General features: G+C 68.4%; 9 protein-coding genes and 2 pseudogenes. 6 read left to right on the forward strand and 5 right to left on the reverse strand.

The genetic code is table 11. The features are described 5' to 3' along the window. Window positions 1-57: 57 nt before the first annotated feature. Entirely contained in the window at window positions 58-1,080 is a 1,023-nt protein-coding gene (locus OG798_RS04560; protein ID WP_328756357.1) for a LacI family DNA-binding transcriptional regulator, read from the reverse strand. 344 nt (window positions 1,081-1,424) lie between these two features. Then, window positions 1,425-2,549 carry a GH12 family glycosyl hydrolase domain-containing protein gene (locus tag OG798_RS04565; protein ID WP_121417644.1) on the reverse strand — a complete coding sequence of 375 codons (1,125 nt, stop codon included), beginning with the start codon at window positions 2,547-2,549 and terminating at the stop codon, window positions 1,425-1,427. A 776-nt stretch (window positions 2,550-3,325) separates the two neighbouring features. Here OG798_RS04565 and OG798_RS04570 point away from each other — a divergent pair. Both OG798_RS04570 and OG798_RS04575 read left to right on the forward strand, forming a co-directional pair. Then, window positions 3,326-5,025, forward strand: a pseudogene (locus tag OG798_RS04570) (glycoside hydrolase family 6 protein). Window positions 5,026-5,579: 554 nt separating this feature from the next. Further along, on the forward strand, window positions 5,580-6,995 hold the full coding sequence (locus OG798_RS04575; RefSeq protein ID WP_328756358.1) for a non-reducing end alpha-L-arabinofuranosidase family hydrolase: 1,416 nt from the start codon (window positions 5,580-5,582) through the stop codon (window positions 6,993-6,995). A gap of 401 nt (window positions 6,996-7,396) precedes the next feature. Here OG798_RS04575 and OG798_RS56415 read toward each other — a convergent pair. Then, window positions 7,397-7,513: pseudogene (locus OG798_RS56415) on the reverse strand (aldehyde dehydrogenase family protein); the annotation flags it as partial. A gap of 323 nt (window positions 7,514-7,836) precedes the next feature. After that, window positions 7,837-9,324: a long-chain-fatty-acid--CoA ligase gene (locus OG798_RS04585; protein WP_121417641.1), complete on the reverse strand. Its 1,488-nt coding sequence runs from the start codon at window positions 9,322-9,324 to the stop codon at window positions 7,837-7,839. Window positions 9,325-9,473: 149 nt separating this feature from the next. Here OG798_RS04585 and OG798_RS04590 point away from each other — a divergent pair, with 149 nt between their 5' ends. Further along, complete coding sequence (locus OG798_RS04590) at window positions 9,474-10,658, forward strand: PucR family transcriptional regulator (RefSeq protein ID WP_328756359.1); 1,185 nt, start codon at window positions 9,474-9,476, stop codon at window positions 10,656-10,658. A 53-nt stretch (window positions 10,659-10,711) separates the two neighbouring features. Here OG798_RS04590 and OG798_RS04595 read toward each other — a convergent pair whose 3' ends face one another. Continuing rightward, entirely contained in the window at window positions 10,712-12,358 is a 1,647-nt protein-coding gene (locus OG798_RS04595) for a glycoside hydrolase family 27 protein (RefSeq protein ID WP_328756360.1), read from the reverse strand. Between the two features lie 491 nt (window positions 12,359-12,849). Between OG798_RS04595 and OG798_RS04600 the strand changes: the two genes are divergently transcribed. From OG798_RS04600 to OG798_RS04610, 3 genes are all read left to right on the forward strand, one after another. Next, window positions 12,850-14,463: a glycoside hydrolase family 43 protein gene (locus OG798_RS04600; RefSeq protein ID WP_183127590.1), complete on the forward strand. Its 1,614-nt coding sequence runs from the start codon at window positions 12,850-12,852 to the stop codon at window positions 14,461-14,463. A gap of 53 nt (window positions 14,464-14,516) precedes the next feature. Further along, window positions 14,517-16,574 carry a non-reducing end alpha-L-arabinofuranosidase family hydrolase gene (locus tag OG798_RS04605; RefSeq protein ID WP_121417633.1) on the forward strand — a complete coding sequence of 686 codons (2,058 nt, stop codon included), beginning with the start codon at window positions 14,517-14,519 and terminating at the stop codon, window positions 16,572-16,574. A 97-nt stretch (window positions 16,575-16,671) separates the two neighbouring features. After that, window positions 16,672-17,637 (forward strand): glycoside hydrolase family 6 protein, encoded by a 966-nt coding sequence (locus tag OG798_RS04610; RefSeq protein WP_328756361.1) that lies wholly within the window; start codon window positions 16,672-16,674, stop codon window positions 17,635-17,637. Window positions 17,638-17,647 lie beyond the last annotated feature (10 nt).

Raw genomic sequence — 17,647 nt, forward strand, 5'->3', positions numbered from 1 at the left:
TGACGGAGTGGACCCGATCACGGTTGTCTCGGGTCCCCCGGTGGGCATGGACGGCCGTCAGGACGATTCGCGGACGACCAGTTCCGTGCGGAGGATGACGTGGCGCCAGGCCACGGACTGCTCCTCCATCTCCTCCAGCAGGAGTCTGATCATGGCGCGCCCCATCTCCTCCAGCGGCTGGCGCACCGTGGTCAGGCGCGGCTCGGTGCGCTGAGCCAGCGGAAAGTCGTCGAAGCCGATCACCGCGACGTCCTCGGGCACCCGCCGTCCCGCCGCGCGCAGGGTGTGCAGAGCCCCCGCCGCCGTGGTGTCCGACGCGGCGAGGACGCCGTCGATCTCCGGGTGCCGTTCGAGGAGTTCCGCCATGGCACGGCGTCCGCTCTCCTCCGTTAAGTCCCCCTCGGCGACCCACGTCCTTCCGCTCTTCAGACCGGCCAGAGCCAGGGCATCCTGATAGCCGCGCAGCCGGCACTGGGCGACGTACATGTCGAGCGGCCCGGTGATGGTGGCGATCGCTCTGCGGCCCTGTTTCAGCAGGTGGGACACGGCGCTGCGGGCTCCGCCAAGGTTGTCCGCGTCCACGTAACTGACGTACTCGTCACTCGAGCGGCGCCCCATCAGCACGGTCGGCAACCGCGCCTCGGCGAGCATGTCCGGCAACGGATCGTCCGCGTGCACGGACATCAGCAGGGCTCCGTCGACCCGGCCGCCGCGTGCGTACTCCAGGAAGCGCTGCCGTTCGGTCTCCGAGCGGACCAGGGTCAGCAGCAGTTGCATCCCGGTGTCCGCCAGCGCGTCTCCGAGCCAGCCGACGATCTCCGAAAAGAACGGCTCTGCGAACAGCCTCCAGTCCGGCTCCGTCAGGACCAGGGCCACCGCGTCGGCCCTGCTGCCGGCCAGGGACCGGGCGGCAAGATTGGGTACGTACCCCAGTTCCTCGATGGCTCGCCGCACGGCCTGGCGCGTCGACTCCTTCACGCCGGTTTCGTTGTTGATGACTCGGGAGACCGTGCCCCGGCCCACCCCGGCGTGGGCGGCCACCTCCTCCAGCGTCGGCACACCGGGGCGTCGCCTGCCCATGACCACCTCCCCCACCCACGAGATCACCGATCTTATGGGCCCAGGGAACCGGACACACGACTTCGGCGCGCGATCAACTCTGCCCGGTGCAAAGGAAGTTCAGATCGGGCGCCTCGGCGTGCTGATGATCGGTGCGGAAAATCCGGGGCTCGACATCGCCTGTGACGCAAGCTCGTTCGGGCGGCCCATGGAGAGCAGGCTGTGGAGCAGAGCCGGGCCCACCCGTCTGAGCATGGGAATCAGGCGAGTGGGCCCGGGGCCGACGGATGCGTCCCTGTCCGGCGCACGGTCGGCGGTCGAGCGGCCGGGATGCGGCTCGGGTCAGACAGGCCGTGCCGAATCCCTCACGCGATGGTGCAGGACGTGCCGTTCAGGCTGAAGCCGGACGGCTTGGTGAAGGTGCCGTCGTAGGTGCCTTGGAATCCGAAGGAAACCTGGCCGCCGGGTGCGATGGACGCGTTGTACGCCATGGCGCCGGCCGTCACCGCTCCCGACGAGGGAGAGATGCCGGCGTTCCACGCACTCGCGATCCGCTGCCCGGCGGGCAGCGTGAACGCGAGCTTCCAGCCGTCGACGGGGGACGAACCCGTGTTGGTCACGGTGACGTTCGCGGTGAAGCCCCCCTGCCACACATTCGTGCCGTAGGCCACCTTGCACGCCGATGAGCCACCTGGATCGCCGGGGGTGCCGCCGCCGACGTTGACGGTCGAGGAGAACGAGGTGACCGCCAGTCCCGCGCCGTTCTGCCAGGGCTCGAAGCCCGCCTGAATACTCGTCAGGTACCAGCTGTCCTGCGCCAGTCCCCGGGAGATTGCCTGCCGGGCGAAGTCCATCACGTCGAGGTTCCAGCTGTCGATCGCCGACGGCGCGACGAAGGACAGCACGTCGTTGGTGCCGTTGTTGCCGGACCACACCTGCCACTGGCGGCCGGCCACGGTGGCAGTGCCGACCTGCGAGCCCACCGGCTGCACGGACCCCACCCGGTTGAACCAGATCATGATCTCGGTGCGGTTCACGCCGTCGGTGCGGGGCGTCGGGTCCAGCCAGATGTCGTACGCGGCGTCGTAGATCGCACCGCTCACATAGCTGTAGGAGATGCTCGTGGGCGCGCTCGTGATGGAGCCGAGCCGGGCCGGGAGGTTGGTGCCGGGTGAGCAGTTGGTGTAGTGGCAGCCGTTGAACACGGACGGGTAGGACTTCGGGGCACCGTTCGTCGGGACCGAGCCGTCGGCCTGGGCGATCCTGAAACCGGAGCTCGTGGCCGTGACGCACTGAGTGGCGCTGGTGTTCCAGCGGTTGTTCTGGACGACGTAACGGCCCTGGATCGTGGTCGAGCCGAACTCCTCGCAGATCGTCGTGTCGGCATGCGACGGCGGCGCGGCGGTGAGAAGCGCCGCCAGCGTGACGAGTGAGGCGAGCAGTGTGCCCAACAGGGCTTGCGCCCTGCGCCTGTGCTTTGACTTCTGCATGCGGATCCTCCGCGAGGGATGTGAGGGGAGCGGTGAGCGCGTCCCACTCATTGGGAGCGCTCCCAATTTTCATGTTGCGCAGGAGCCGAACTACGATCATGCCCCTGACAATGACCTGGACCTCGCCCAGAGCCGGGGATGCGTGAACGAGGGCGCGGCGGCGCCCGCGAGACAGCTCTCGATCTTCGACGCTGCACTGAACTGCCGCTGACTGAGCGGGAGTCAATCCGTGCTGGTCCCTCTTTGCGGCTCGGAGAACGCGGGGGGAGCAACAAGCCTTGAACCAGTGGGAGCGCTCCCATAGTGAGGACGAGTACGGGCGCCGTCAAGACGTTGAGAAGTTGAATTGTTTGAACTAAACCAGTTGAAGAAAGTTGAGCAACGCCCCTGGGAAACCAAGCCGGTTGGCGCTAGCCTCCCTCGCACCAGTGGGAGCGATTCCATCAGTCGACGCGTCCGTCACGGCGCGCCAAACTGCGAGGAGCCGCTCATGCGACACCCCCCGTGTTCAGCACTTTTGGCCGTCACCGGCCTACAGGATCTTGTGAACGCCGTTCGGGGCATCGGCGCGAAGAACGCCCTCATGGCCGACGGGAGTTGAGGCTCAAGCCTCGCCCTGCCACCGCACAAGTTCCGTTGAAGGCCGGGAGCCGCCCATCCGGCTGTCCCTGCTCTCCGATCACGACGGCACGCCCACCGCGTACGGCATCGCCCTGCGCGATCACTTGCGCGCCCTCAACCCGTGATCACCCCCAAAGGAGAAGGAACCCGCACACATGAGTCGCACCAGAACGTCACTTGTCGCCGCACTGGCACTGGTCGCCGGAACCTCGGGGACTGCGCTCCTCTCGGCACCGGCGGGCGCCGCCACCGCCTCGGTCCCCTGCACCGTGGACTACAAGGTGCAGAACCAGTGGGACACCGGCTTCACCGCCGCCGTCACGATCACCAACAACGCGGCTGCCAAATCCGGTTGGTCACTGAAGTGGTCGTACGCCGGCAACCAGCAGATCACCAGCGGCTGGAGCGCGAAGATCACCCAGGGCGGTGCCGCGGTCACCGCCACCAACGAGACCTACAACAGCGCTCTGGGACCGGCGGTTCGGTCAGCTTCGGCTTCAACGGCTCCTACAGCGGCACCAACGCCGTGCCCGCGACCTTCACGCTCGACGGTGTCACCTGCAACGTCGACGACGGCGGTGGAGGCGGGGGCGGGACCGACGGCCGTGTCGCCAACCCCCATGTCGGGGCCAAGGCGTATGTGAACCCCGCGTGGTCGGCCCTGGCCGCCGCCGAGCCGGGCGGCAGCCGGATCGCCAACCAGTCCACCGCCATCTGGCTGGACCGGATCGCCGCGATCAACGGCGTGAACGGCGGCATGGGCCTGCGCGCCCACCTGGACGAGGCACTGAAGCAGAAGGGTTCCGGCGACCTGGTCGTGCAGTTCGTCATCTACGACCTGCCCGGCCGCGACTGCTCCGCCCTCGCCTCCAACGGCGAACTCGGCCCGAACGACCTCGCCAAGTACAAGTCCCAGTACATCGACCCGATCGCCTCGATCTTCTCCGACCCGAAGTACGCGGGCCTGCGGATCGCCACCGTCATCGAGCCCGACTCACTGCCCAACCTGGTCACCAACGGCGGTGGCACCGACACCACCACCGACGTCTGCGTGACCATGAAGAGCAACGGCAACTACGAGAAGGGCGTCTCCTACGCCCTGGACAAGCTCGGCGCCGTCCCGAACGTCTACAACTACATCGACGCCGGCCACCACGGCTGGCTCGGCTGGGACACCAACCTCGGCGCGTCCGTGCAGGAGTTCGCCAAGGTCGCCACGTCCAACGGCGCGAGCGTGAACGACGTGGCCGGGTTCATCGTCAACACCGCCAACTACGGCGCCGCCAAGGAGCCGACCTTCAAGGTCACCGACAGCGTCAACGGTCAGACCGTCCGGCAGTCGAAGTGGGTGGACTGGAACCAGTACGTGGACGAGCAGTCGTTCGCGCTCGGACTGCGGGACAAGTTGGTCGCGGCCGGGTTCGACTCCGGCCTCGGCATGTTGATCGACACCTCCCGCAACGGCTGGGGCGGCTCCGCGCGACCCACCGGCCCCGGCCCGATGACCTCCGTCGACGACTACGTCAACGGCAGCCGCGTCGACCGGCGCATCCACACCGGCAACTGGTGCAACCGGAGCGGCGCCGGGCTCGGTGAGCGGCCCACCGCGGCCCCAGCCGCCGGCATCGACGCCTACGTGTGGGTCAAGCCTCCGGGCGAGTCCGACGGCTCCAGCTCCGCCGTCCCCAACGACGAGGGCAAGGGCTTCGACCGCATGTGCGACCCCACCTACGGCGGCAACCCCCGCAACGGCAACAGCCCCACCGGCGCCCTGCCGAACGCGCCGCTGGCCGGACACTGGTTCTCCGCCCAGTTCCAGCAGCTCATGCAGAACGCCTACCCGCCGCTGCCGTAACCGTCGCCGAGACCGTGGTCAGATCGCAGCGATCCGAGCGTCACGGCCCGGACGGTCCGTCACTTCACCGAACTTGAGGGCTTCGGTGTGAAGACGGTCTCTCATTTCGATCCTCACGCGGGGCGGGGACCGGGCCACCAGCCCGTCCCGCTCCGCCACGGCCTCGCCATCCGAACAGCCCGGCTGTTTGACCGTCCTGACCTGCGGCTTTCATCAAGAGATCCCCGCGAATGTTTCGGCATCGCTCGCGAATCATGCGAGAAGTATTGACGCTGCCCACTGGATCCCTATCATCCAGGCTGCTCGACACTTCGATCCTTGTTCGACATAACGAACCGTCAGAGCCGCTCCACTCGCACCGCAGAGCACCCCCGAGCCGCACCACCGCTACGGCCGAGCCGCAAGGAGCACGCCTCACGATGCATATGTCATGGCCCCATCAGCGCCACTCCCGCCGTCGCGCGTCGGCGGCCGCCAACCGCACCACATCGTCAGTCCGGACAGCCTCTGACGGGGCCGACCGGAACCGCTTGCTCAAGGATTACGAGGACTCCATGCGCAGACGACGTTTCAGCCCCAGGCATCTGTCTGCGGTGCTCACCGCTGCGGTCGCGGTCCTGGTCGTGGTGGCGGCGATGCTCGTCGCGGGCCCGGCTCAGGCGGCCACCAGCGGCGCCGTGCGCGGGGTCGCTTCCGGCCGGTGCCTCGATGTGCCGAACGCCAGCCAGACCGACGGCACCTACCTGCAGATCTGGGACTGCTCGGGCGGGACCAACCAGCAGTGGACGCTGACGGACAGCAACCAGCTCACCGTGTACGGCAACAAGTGCCTGGACGTTCCGGGCCACGCCACCACGGCCGGTACCCGGGTGCAGATCTGGACCTGTACCGGCGGTGCGAACCAGCAGTGGCGCGTGAACTCCGACGGCACGATCGTCGGCGTGGAGTCCGGGCTGTGCCTGGATGTCACGGGCGCCAATACAGCCAACGGCACGGCGGTGGAGATCTGGACCTGCAACGGCGGCAGCAACCAGAAGTGGACCGGCCTGTCCGGGACGCCGGGCGGCTCGTGTGCTCTTCCATCGACGTACCGGTGGTCCTCGACGGGTGCGCTGGCGCAGCCGGCGAACGGGTGGGTCTCGCTGAAGGATTTCACCAACGTGGTGTACAACGGCAAGCACCTGGTCTACGCCTCGAACGTGTCGGGATCGTCGTACGGCTCGATGGCGTTCACCCCATTCACCAACTGGTCGGACATGGCGTCGGCCGGCCAGAACGGGATGAGCCAGGGCACGGTGGCGCCCACGCTGTTCTACTTCGCACCCAAGAACATCTGGGTACTGGCCTACCAATGGGGCGCATCGCCCTTCAGCTACCGCACGTCGAGCGACCCCACCGATCCCAACGGCTGGTCCGCGCCGCAGACACTGTTCACCGGCAGCATCCCGGGCGCCGCCCCGATCGACCAGACCCTGATCGCCGACGGCCAGAACATGTACCTGTTCTTCGCCGGTGACAACGGCAGCATCTACCGGGCGAGCATGCCGATCGGGAACTTCCCGGGCAACTTCGGCTCGTCGTACACGACGATCATGAGCGACACGGTGAAAAACCTGTTCGAGGCGCCGCAGGTCTACAAGGTCAAGGACCAGAGCCAGTACCTCATGATCGTCGAGGCTCGAGGTGCGAATGAGCAGCGCTACTTCCGCTCGTTCACCGCCACCAGCCTGAACGGTTCCTGGACCCCGCAGGCCGCCAGCGAAAGCAACCCCTTCGCGGGCAAGGCCAACAGCGGCGCCACCTGGACCAACGACATCAGCCACGGCGACCTGGTCCGCAACAACCCCGACCAGACCATGACCATCGACCCCTGCAATCTGCAGTTCCTCTACCAGGGCCTGGCCCCCGGCTCAAGCGGCCCCTACGACCAACTGCCCTGGCGGCCGGGTGTCCTGACCCTGCAACGCTGACCTGCCGATCCACGATGATACCGCTCTGGTGCACTTTACCGGCGCGTAGACGAGCGGTTCACAGCGTCGGCAACTCCCCCTGCCGACCGACACTCACCCCCTCAAGGAACCCCAGCCGCACGCCGGTTGGGGTTCCTGGGTAGGGACCCCGCCCTGCCGGTCGGATCCGGGGGCGCCGAGCAGACGTCGCAGCGCCGGGTGGGGGGGTGGCGGGTGGCGGGTGGCGGGTCGAGGTTTTCCGCCATGGTGGCGCGGCCGCGGGCCGGATGGATCAACAGCGGGGAAGTGCCGGGCTCGATCAGCGTATTGGCGGCACGGGAGAAGAGAGTCGGGGCAAGCACCAGGCCCCGCCCGGCCACCTCCACGTTCGTGCCGGATCGCACCGGCCCGCCGTAGTCCCCCTCGATGTTGGCGTCTCGATCGACGAACACCGGTGACTTGCCGCTGAGTTCGAGGACGACGGGGGTGAGGCTCTTCGCAGCGGCGGTCATCACGATGCGGCCGACCGTGCCGTTGCCAGCGCGCCCGCGACGGGCACGATTGATCTGGTAGTTCCACGCCGAGATGACCAGGGCGACACCCAGGGGGTCGAACTCGGTGCGGGCGGTGGTGACGGGTACCTGGCCACGAGTGACTGGCAGGCCCGTTGCAGCCGCGTGAAGGGCGGCACCAGACGGTTCCGGGCATGGGTCAGGAGAGGGCAGTGGCGCCCGAGCAACCGTAGCCGCTCTGCCCAGTTGCCTGGTGTCGTCGCCGGTCGTCGGCCGGGGCGCCGTCGAGAACCCGGGGACGCGTCGGCATTGCTACTCGTCGATTCCCGGCTGAGCCGACCACATCGGCCTCACTTCGTCGGAGTGCCGATCTCCCTTTTGAGGATCTTGCCGCTGGGGCCAGTCGGCAGCGTGTCCACGAGCCACACCTCGCGCGGGTACTTGTACGCCGCCACCCGCTCCTTGACGAACTGCCGGAGCTCGTCGGGCGTGGCCTGCGCCTTCGGGCGCAATACCACCGCGGCCGCGATCTCCTCGCCCAGGTGTGCGTCGGCCACGCCCACCACCGCGGCCAGTGCGACGGCCGGGTGCTCGTGGAGCACCTCCTCGATCTCGCGCGGGTAGACGTTGTAGCCACCGCGGATGATCATGTCCTTCTTGCGGTCGACGATGTACAGGTAGCCGTCCTCGTCCTGGCGCGCGAGGTCGCCGCTGCGCAGCCAGCCGTCCGGGATGGTGGCCACCGTCTCTTCCGGGCGATTCCAGTACCCCTTCATCACGTTCGGCCCGCGCACGGCCAGTTCGCCGATCTCGCCTGGAGCCACGTCCTGACCCATGTCGTCGAGGAGCCGCACCTCCACGTCCTTGATCGGGGTGCCGATGGACCCGGCCTTGCGCGGCCGGTCGGGGTGGTTGAAGGTGACCACCGGACTGGTCTCGGACATGCCGAAGCCCTCCAGCACCGTGCAGCCGAAGCGACGCTCGAAGCCGTGCAGGATCTCCACCGGCAGCGAGGCTCCGCCGGAGACGCACATCCGCAGCGTGGACACGTCGGCCTCCGAGGGGTGCTGGAGCACTGCCGCGTACATGGTCGGTACGCCCTCGAAGATCGTCGCCCGGTCGCGGGCGATGGCGTCGAGGACGGTCTGCGGGTCGAAGCGCGGGATCAGGGTGAGCGAGGCGCCGGCGCGGACGGTCACGCTCATCGTGCAGATCTGGCCGAAGATGTGGAACAGCGGCAGGCAGCCCACTACCACGTCGTCCGCCGTCATCCGCTGTACATGGACCGCGTTGACCTCCGTGTTGTGCCGCAGTCCGGTGTGGGTGAGGGTGGCGCCCTTGGGGCGGCCGGTGGTGCCGGAGGTGTACAGCAGCACGGCCACGTCCTCGCCGTCCGGCTCGCTCACCTCCGGCAGAGGCTCGTGACCGGCCAGTAGGCCCGCGAAGGCGGCGGGCTCGACGGCCGTGTGCCGCACTCCGGCGGCGGCCGCGCCCTGCGCGCCCTCGCCCGGCGCCTGGTGCCACTCGAAGAGGGTCTTGGCGCCCGAGTCGCGCAGGTGGTACTCGGTCTCCCGGGTCTTCAGCAGCGGGTTCATCGGTACGACGACCGCTCCGGCGCGCAGCACGCCGTAGTACAGGACGACGAACTCGGGAACGTTGGGCAGCATCAGAGCGACCCGGTCCCCCGGTCGTACACCCTCGGCTCGCAGCAGCGCGGCGGCACGGGCGGTGCGCTCGTCGAGCTCCGCGTAGCTGACGACCTGGCCCCCCAGTCGCAGCGCGGGGCGTTGCGGCTGCCGCCGTGCCGTCTCCACCAGGAACTGAGCCAGATTGGCCATGACCGCCTCCACGAATGTCGCCGTCGAAATCCGCTGTTCACACTGACGACATCGTGCAGACGTCGATGGCGACGGCCTATATGCGCCACGACAGCGTCTGGCTTCCCGGATTGTTCCCGGGGACAAAACGGGGGCGTTACGCTGCGGGAATGAACCTCTCAGGGGTGGTCTCGGCGCTTCGGGCGAGGCTGCCGGAACTGGGTGAGCGGATGGCGCAGCGCATCCGCTCGGACGTCGATGCCTACAAGGACGAGTCGCTGATCCCCTTCGACTCGCTGCGCCGTTCGTGCACCGCCAACGCGGACCTGCTGCTGGTCCAGCTCGGCCGCGCGGGCGCGCAGGACCCGAGCCCGGCCCGGGAGACCGGCCGCCTCCGCGCCGAGCAGGGCGTGCCGCTGGCGGACACCCTGCACGCGTACCGGATCGGCTTCGAGCTCCTGTGGACGGACATCCTCGCCGAGGCACGTAATCGTCCCGAGGTCACCGACGCCCAACTGGTGTCCCAGTCCGCGGAGATCTGGGCCCTGTTCGGCCGCTACGCGGAGGCGGTTGCGGCGGCCTACCGGGAGACGGCCGCCGAGCTGACCTCGCGGCGTCAGGCGCGCCGCTCGGCGCTGGTGGAGGCGCTGTTCACCGGCGTCATCGCCGACCGCACGCTGTGGGAGGCCGCCCGCGAGCTGGGGCTGCCCGACCGCGGACCCTATGTGGTCGCCGCGGCGGCGGCCGACGCTCCTGGCGAGGAGCCGCTGGCGGGGACGGAGGCAGCGCTGCGTCAGGCCCAGGTCCCCTTCGCCTGGCGGCTGTTGCCCGACCAACAGATCGGTCTGGCCGCCCTGCCCACGGCGACGGCAGAGAGCACCTGTCTGAGCATCCTGCGCCGCGCGGGCGCCCGCGTCGGTGTCAGCCCGTGCTTTCGCTCGCTGCGGGACACCCCCCAGGCTCTGCGCTTCGCCCGTCTGGCTCTGGCCGGCCTGAAGGGCACCGGCCCCGGCGTCGCGCGGTTCGACGACAACCCGCTGGCCATGGTCGTCGCCGCCGCCCCGGCCGAGGCGGCGCACCTCGTGGAGGTCGTCCTCCAGCCCCTCCTGGACCTCCCGGCCGCGGAACGTGCCCGCCTCCTGGAGACCCTCGAGCACTGGTACGCCGCCGCGGGCTCCGCCACGGACGCGGCGCGGAGCCTCTTCGTCCACCCCAACACCGTCCGCTACCGGCTGCGTCGTGTCGAGGAACTGACGGACCGCTCCCTGTCCGATCCACGCGCGGCGGCGGACATCCGCGCGGCGCTCCTGACGGTCCGCCGTGCGGGCCCTTCATCCAGTGACGTCATTCAGTAACTCGACTGCGCACTTCTGCCGGCGTCCGAGGTGTCACAGTGCCCGCTTCGTGCTCACGCGCGGGTCCACTTCTGGCCGGCCTGGCCGTTGCACGTCCACAGGACCAGCGGGGTTCCGTTCGCTGTGCCGGCCCCGTTGGCGTCGAGGCACAACCCGGCGTGGACGTTGCGGATCGACCCGTCGGAGCCGACGGTCCACTTCTGGTTGTCCTGGCCGTTGCAGGACCAGGTGATGACCCGGGTGCCGTTGGCGGTGCCCTGGTCGGAGGCGTCCAGGCACTTGTCTCCGAAGACACGGATCTCGCCGCCGGCCCATGTGGTCCACAGCTGATTGGCGGCCGTGTGGCAGTCCCAGAGCAGTACCGTCGCCCCGGCCGCGGTGGAGGCGTTGTCCACGTCCACGCAGCGGCCGGACCCGGTGCCGCGCAGCCGCGAGGTGGTGGCGGTGAGCGGACTGCCCCCGCTCACCCGGAACACGGCCACGCCGTGCGCGGGGACGCTCGCCGAGATCTGCCCGGACGTGCTGGACGTGCCGCCGGTCCACAGGTCGGTGAGGGTGAACGGCCCACCGGACAGGCCGACTTGCGCGGCCGTGGTAGTGACCGTCGCCGTATCGCCTCCCCGGTTGAACAGGCCGACCGCGACCGAGCCGTCGGACAGGGGCTTGGCGAACACCTCGGTGCTGCCGTCGTCGCGCACCCTGCGCCCGCCCGCGCCCAGCGAGTCCTGGTTCACCGCCAGCAGACGCGGGTTGCGCAGGATCGCGCTCACGTCCGGGGACATGGTGCGGATGTCGTTGCCCGCCATGAGCGGTGCGCTCAGCAGCGCCCACAGCGCGAAGTGGGAGCGGGACTCGGTCAGTGACAGACCGGGACGGCCGACCACCAGCATGTCGGGGTCGTTCCAGTGTCCCGGGCCCGACTGCGCTGCCAGCGGCGCGGTGACGTCCAGGACGTTGCCCACGCCCATCGGGTAGCTGTTGGTGTTGCCGTTCTGCCAGATGTCGAGCAGGTCCTCGGTCGTCCGCCAGAGGTCGGCGACCTCGCCCCAGTTGTAGGTGGAACCTGTGATGGCGTGGAAGCTGTTGGGGTTGATGCTGTAGACGATCGGCCGCCCGGTGGCACGCAGAGCGTCGCGCATGAGCGTGAACCGCGCGACCTGCTCGTCACGAGTGCCGCTGGAGGAACACCAGTCGTACTTGAGGTAGTCGACGCCCCACGAGGCGAACGTGGCAGCGTCCTGGGTCTCGTGCCCCCTGCTGCCCGTCGACCCGGGATAGCCGCCGCTGGTCTGTGCGCAGGTGCGTTCGCCCGGCACCTGGTAGATGCCGAACTTCAGGCCCTTGCTGTGGATGTAATCCCCGAGCGCCTTCATCCCGGCGGGGAACTTGGTCGGATTGGCCCGCAGGTTGCCGGCCGCGTCGCGCTGCGGGTCGAACCAGCAGTCGTCCACCACCACATACCGGTACCCGGCGTCCCGCATTCCGGAGGACACCATCGCGTCGGCGGCTTGGCGAACCTGAGCCTCGGTGACCCCGCACCCGAAACTGTTCCAGCTGTTCCAGCCCAACGGTGGGGTGAGCGCCGGACTGCCGGGCGCGGCCGAGGCGGTGGAGTGAGCGGAGGCCGTCACGGACGCGGTGACCGTCAGCACGATGGTCGCGAGGAGGCGGAACAGTCGTCCGCCTGATCGTCTGGGCACCAAGGGCTCCTTCGCGGAAGGGTGCCACAGGCGGGTGACACGTAGATCGATGTCACGTCCATGACACTGGATAGAAGCGAGATGGGTTGTTCGCAATTTCGTGAGCCGTTCGGAAACTAGGACCTCAGGGATACTAGGGAGGTCACTGAACATGTCAACACCCATCACCACACTGGCTTGAAGATCCGGCCATGCGGTGGTCATGGAAGGTGATGCATCCACATCATCCGGGCGACCGACCTACGGCGACATGGGATCAAACATCTTCGAATGTTTCGAAGCTGACGGCGATTCATGCGCGAGGTATTGACGGGATTCACCGGCCTCCTATCATCCAGAATGCTCGACAAGTCGATCCAGGTTCGACATCTCGTATACGGAGCAGCCGCTCCGCGCGATCCAGCAGGGCACCTCCGGACAACTCCAACCGTCAACGGCTGGGCCACAGAAGGAGAACGCCACACGTGCAGATGTCATGGACTCATCAAGCAATGTCCCGTCGCCGCGCGCTGACCGCAGCCACCGGCCTCGCCGTCGGCGCCGCGCTTCTTCCGACAGCGGCCCCCGGCACCGCCTCCGCCCAAGGGTCGGCCCTCGCGACCGCGGCGGCCTTCACGAACCCGGTGATCTGGCAGGACTTCGCGGACATCGACGTCATCCGCGTCGGCAGCACCTTCTACGCCTCGGCCTCGACGATGCACTACTCGCCGGGCGCACCCGTCCTGCGCTCGTACGACCTGGTGAACTGGGAGATCGCCGGTCACTCGGTACCCGTCCTCGACTTCGACGCCAAGTACGACCTCAATGGCGCCCGCGGCTACGTCCGGGGCATCTGGGCGTCGTCGCTGGCCTACCGCCCGAGCAACAGGACCTTCTACTGGCTCGGTCAGATCGACTTCGCCCGGACGTTCGTCTACACCGCCACCGCCGCCGAGGGACCGTGGAGCAGGCTCACGACGATCGGTACGCCGTACTACGACGCGGGGCTGCTCGTCGACACCGACGACACCCTGTACGTGGCGTACGGCAACACCACCATCAGCGTGGCCCAGCTCTCGCCCGACGGCCGCAACCAGGTGCGCACGCAGCAGGTGTTCACCACACCGTCGAGTGTCGGCACCCTCGAAGGCTCCCGCTTCTACAAGATCAACGGGCAGTACTACATCTTCCTGACCCGCCCCGCCAACGGCCAGTACATCCTCAAGTCATCGGGCGGCCCCTTCGGCCCGTACACGATGCGGCAGGTCCTCCTCGATCTGCGCGGGCCGATCCCCGGCGGTGGCGTCCCGCACCAGGGCGGGCTGGTGCAGACGCAGAGCGGCGCCTGGTACTACATGGCCTTCGTCGACGCCTACCCTGGCGGCCGGATGCCCGCCCTCGCACCGGTCACCTGGACCCCGGACGGCTGGCCCGTCGTGCAACTCGTCAACGGCGCATGGGGCACCTCGTATCCCAGCCCGGTCGTGCCCACTCCACCCCGTCAGGTCACCCCCATGACCGGCGTCGACACCTTCGACGGCACAGCCCTCAAGCCGAGATGGGAGTGGAACCACAACCCGGACAACACCAAGTGGTCGGTGAACAACGGCCTGACCCTCCGGACCGCGACCGTCACCAACGACCTCTACTGGGCCCGCAACACCCTCACCCACCGCATCCAGGGGCCCACTTCCACCGCCACGGTCGAGCTCGACCACTCCGCCATGCGCGACGGCGACCGCGCCGGACTCGCGCTGCTGCGTGATTCCTCCGCCTGGATCGGCCTCAAGCGCGACGGCGGTACGACGCGGGTGGTGATGGTCAACGGGCTGACCATGGACGGCAACTGGAACACGACCGGCGCCGGCACCGAGGCCGCGAGCGCGCCGCTCTCCGGCAGCCGCATCTGGCTGCGCGCGAGCGCGGACATCCGCCCCGGCTCCGGACGCCCCGGCACCTTCTCCTACAGCACCGACGGCACCACTTTCACCCGCCTCGGGCCCGTCTTCTCCCTGGGCAACGACTGGCGGTTCTTCATGGGCTACCGCTTCGCCCTCTTCAACCACGCCACGCAGGCGTTCGGCGGCTCGGTGCGCATCGCACGGTTCGAGCTGACCACGCCCTGAAGAGGTCCACCGATCGCACCACGCAACCCCCCACCCACCCCACGAGGAGATCCATGAACCCGCTGAAACGGCTCGGCTGTCGCCGAGCCTCGGTCCTGGGCCTGCTGGCCGCGACCGTCCTGGTGACACCCGGGACCGCGTCGGGCGCGCCGGACGCGCCCGGCGCTCCCGACACCGTTCGGGCCTCCACCCTGGGCGCCCAGGCGGCCCAGTCCGGACGGTACTTCGGGACCGCCGTGGCCGCGGGCCGGCTCGGCGACCGTACGTACACCGGCATCCTGGACCGCGAGTTCAACATGGTCACACCCGAGAACGAGATGAAGTGGGACACGACCGAGCCGTCCCGCGGCTCGTTCAACTTCGGCCCCGGCGACCAGATCGTCAACCGCGCGACGTCCCACGGTCAGCGCATGCGTGGGCACACCCTGGTGTGGCACTCCCAACTGCCCGGCTGGGTCAGCTCGATCAGGGACGCGAACACGTTGCGATCCGTGATGAACAACCACATCACCACCGTGGCGAACCACTACAAGGGCAAGATCTACGCCTGGGACGTGGTCAACGAGGCCTTCGCCGACGGCGGCAGCGGCCAGCACCGCTCCTCGGTGTTCCAGAACCTGCTGGGCGACGGCTTCATCGAACAGGCCTTCCGCACGGCAAGGTCGGCCGACCCGGCGGCCAAGCTCTGCTACAACGACTACAGCATCGACGACTGGAACGCCGCCAAGACCCAGGGCGTCTACCGCATGGTGCGCGACTTCAAGGCGCGCGGTGTGCCCATCGACTGCGTCGGCCTCCAGGCCCACTTCGGCGCTGGTGGTCCCCCCGGCAGCTTCCAGACGACGCTCTCGAGTTTCGCCGCCCTCGGCGTGGACGTCCAGATCACCGAACTGGACATCGCGCAGGCGTCGCCGACCACGTACGCGAACACGGTCAGGGCGTGCATGAACGTCCCGCGCTGCACCGGCATCACGGTCTGGGGCATCCGCGACAGCGACTCCTGGCGCAGCGGCGAGAACCCGCTGTTGTTCGACCGCAACGGCAACAAGAAGCCGGCGTACAACGCGGCGCTGACCGCGCTGGGCGGCACCCCCACCGCCGCGAGCCGATCAACCACCGTACAGACCATGGCAGTTCGCTCGGCCCAGTCTGCCGCCGCCCTGCCCAGCAGGTACTCGTGGAGCTCCAGCGGCCCGCTGATCGCGCCGAAGCCGGACTCGGCCCACAACATCGCCGGCATCAAGGACCCGACGGTCGTCTACTACAACGGCAAGTACCACGTGTTCGCCAGTACCGCGAGCTCCTCCGGCTACAACCTGGTGTACCTGAACTTCAGCGACTGGTCCCAGGCGGGTTCGGCCACACACCACTACCTGGACCGCACCGCCATCGGATCCGGTTACCGGGCCGCGCCGCAGGTCTTCTACAACGCGCCGCAACGCCTGTGGTACCTCGTCTACCAGACCGGTAACGCCTCGTACTCGACCAACCCCGACATCAGCAACCCCAACGGGTGGAGCGCACCGCGCAACTTCTACTCGTCGATGCCCGACATCATCCGGCGGAACATCGGAAACGGCTACTGGGTCGACATGTGGGTGATCTGCGACAGCGCCAACTGCTACCTGTTCTCCTCCGACGACAACGGGCACCTGTACCGCTCGCAGACGACCGTCGGCCAGTTCCCGAGCGGGTTCACGAACACGGTCATCGCACTGCAGGACTCCAAGAACGCGTTGTTCGAAGCGAGCAACGTGTACAAGGTGCAGGGCAGCAACCAGTACCTGCTCCTCGTCGAGGCCATCGGGTCCGACGGGCGGCGCTATTTCCGTTCCTGGACCTCTGCCGGCCTCGCAGGCTCCTGGACGCAGCTCGCCGCATCCGAGAGCAATCCCTTCTCGCGGGCGAACAACGTCAGCTTCCCCGCGGGCTCCTGGACCCGGGACATCAGCCACGGCGAGATGATCCGCGCAGGCTACGACCAGACACTCACCATCCCCTCCTGCCGGCTCCAGTACCTCTATCAGGGCGTGAATCCCAACGCGGGTGGCGACTACAACCTCCTCCCGTGGCGGCTCGGCCTCCTGACCCAGACCAACTCGACCTGCTGACGGACCGATCCGTGGGGGAGCGCTTCCGGTGGGAGCGCTCCCCCGCGCTCGCCGCCGACCATCGGACGCATCCCTGTCAGAAAGCCGAGGTACCGTCATGCGCCGCAGACTGCTCGCCCTGGTAGCAGCGCTCTCCTCGCTGCCGCTGGCGCTCGCCACCGCAACGTCCGCCCACGCGGCGGACCCGACGACCATGACCAACGGGTTCTACGTGGACCCCGACTCCAGCGCGAAGCGGTGGGTCGCCGCCAACCATGGTGACGGCCGGGCGCCCGCGATCAACGCCTCCATCGCCAACACCCCGACGGCCCGCTGGTTCGGCTCCTGGAGCGGCACCATCGGCACCGCCACCGGCGCGTACGTGGGCGCCGCCGACTACTGGGACAAGCTGCCCGTCCTCGTCGCCTACAACATCTACAACCGCGACTACTGCGGCGGGCACTCCGCGGGCGGAGCCTCTTCGCCGTCCGCCTACGCGAACTGGATCGCCCAGTTCGCGGGCGGGATCGCGGGCCGCCCGGCCGTCGTCGTCCTCGAACCGGACTCCCTCGGGGACTACGGCTGCATGACCCAGGCCCAGATCGACGAACGCGAGGGCATGCTCAGCGGCGCGCTCGCCGAGTTCAACCGCCAGGCTCCCAACACCTGGGTCTATCTCGACGCCGGCAACCCTGCCTGGACGAGCGCGCCGACCATGGCCCGGCGCCTCCACGAAGCAGGCCTCCGACAGGCCCACGGCTTCTCGCTCAACGTCTCCAACTATCTGACCACGGCCGAGAACACCGCGTACGGCAACGCCATCAACAGTGAACTCAGGGCCCGGTACGGCTACACCAAGCCGTTCGTGGTGGACACCAGTCGCAACGGCAACGGCTCCAACGGCCAGTGGTGCAACCCCTCGGGCCGCCGGATCGGCACCCCCACCCGGCTGGGCGGTGGCGCCGAGATGCTCCTGTGGATCAAGGTCCCTGGTGAGTCCGACGGCAACTGCGGCGTCGGCACCGGCTCCTCGGCCGGACAGTTCCTCCCCGAGGTCGCCTACAAGATGATCTACGGCTACTGAACCGAGCCAC

The sequence above is a fragment of the Streptomyces sp. NBC_00271 genome (assembly GCF_036178845.1).
Classification (GTDB): domain Bacteria; phylum Actinomycetota; class Actinomycetes; order Streptomycetales; family Streptomycetaceae; genus Streptomyces.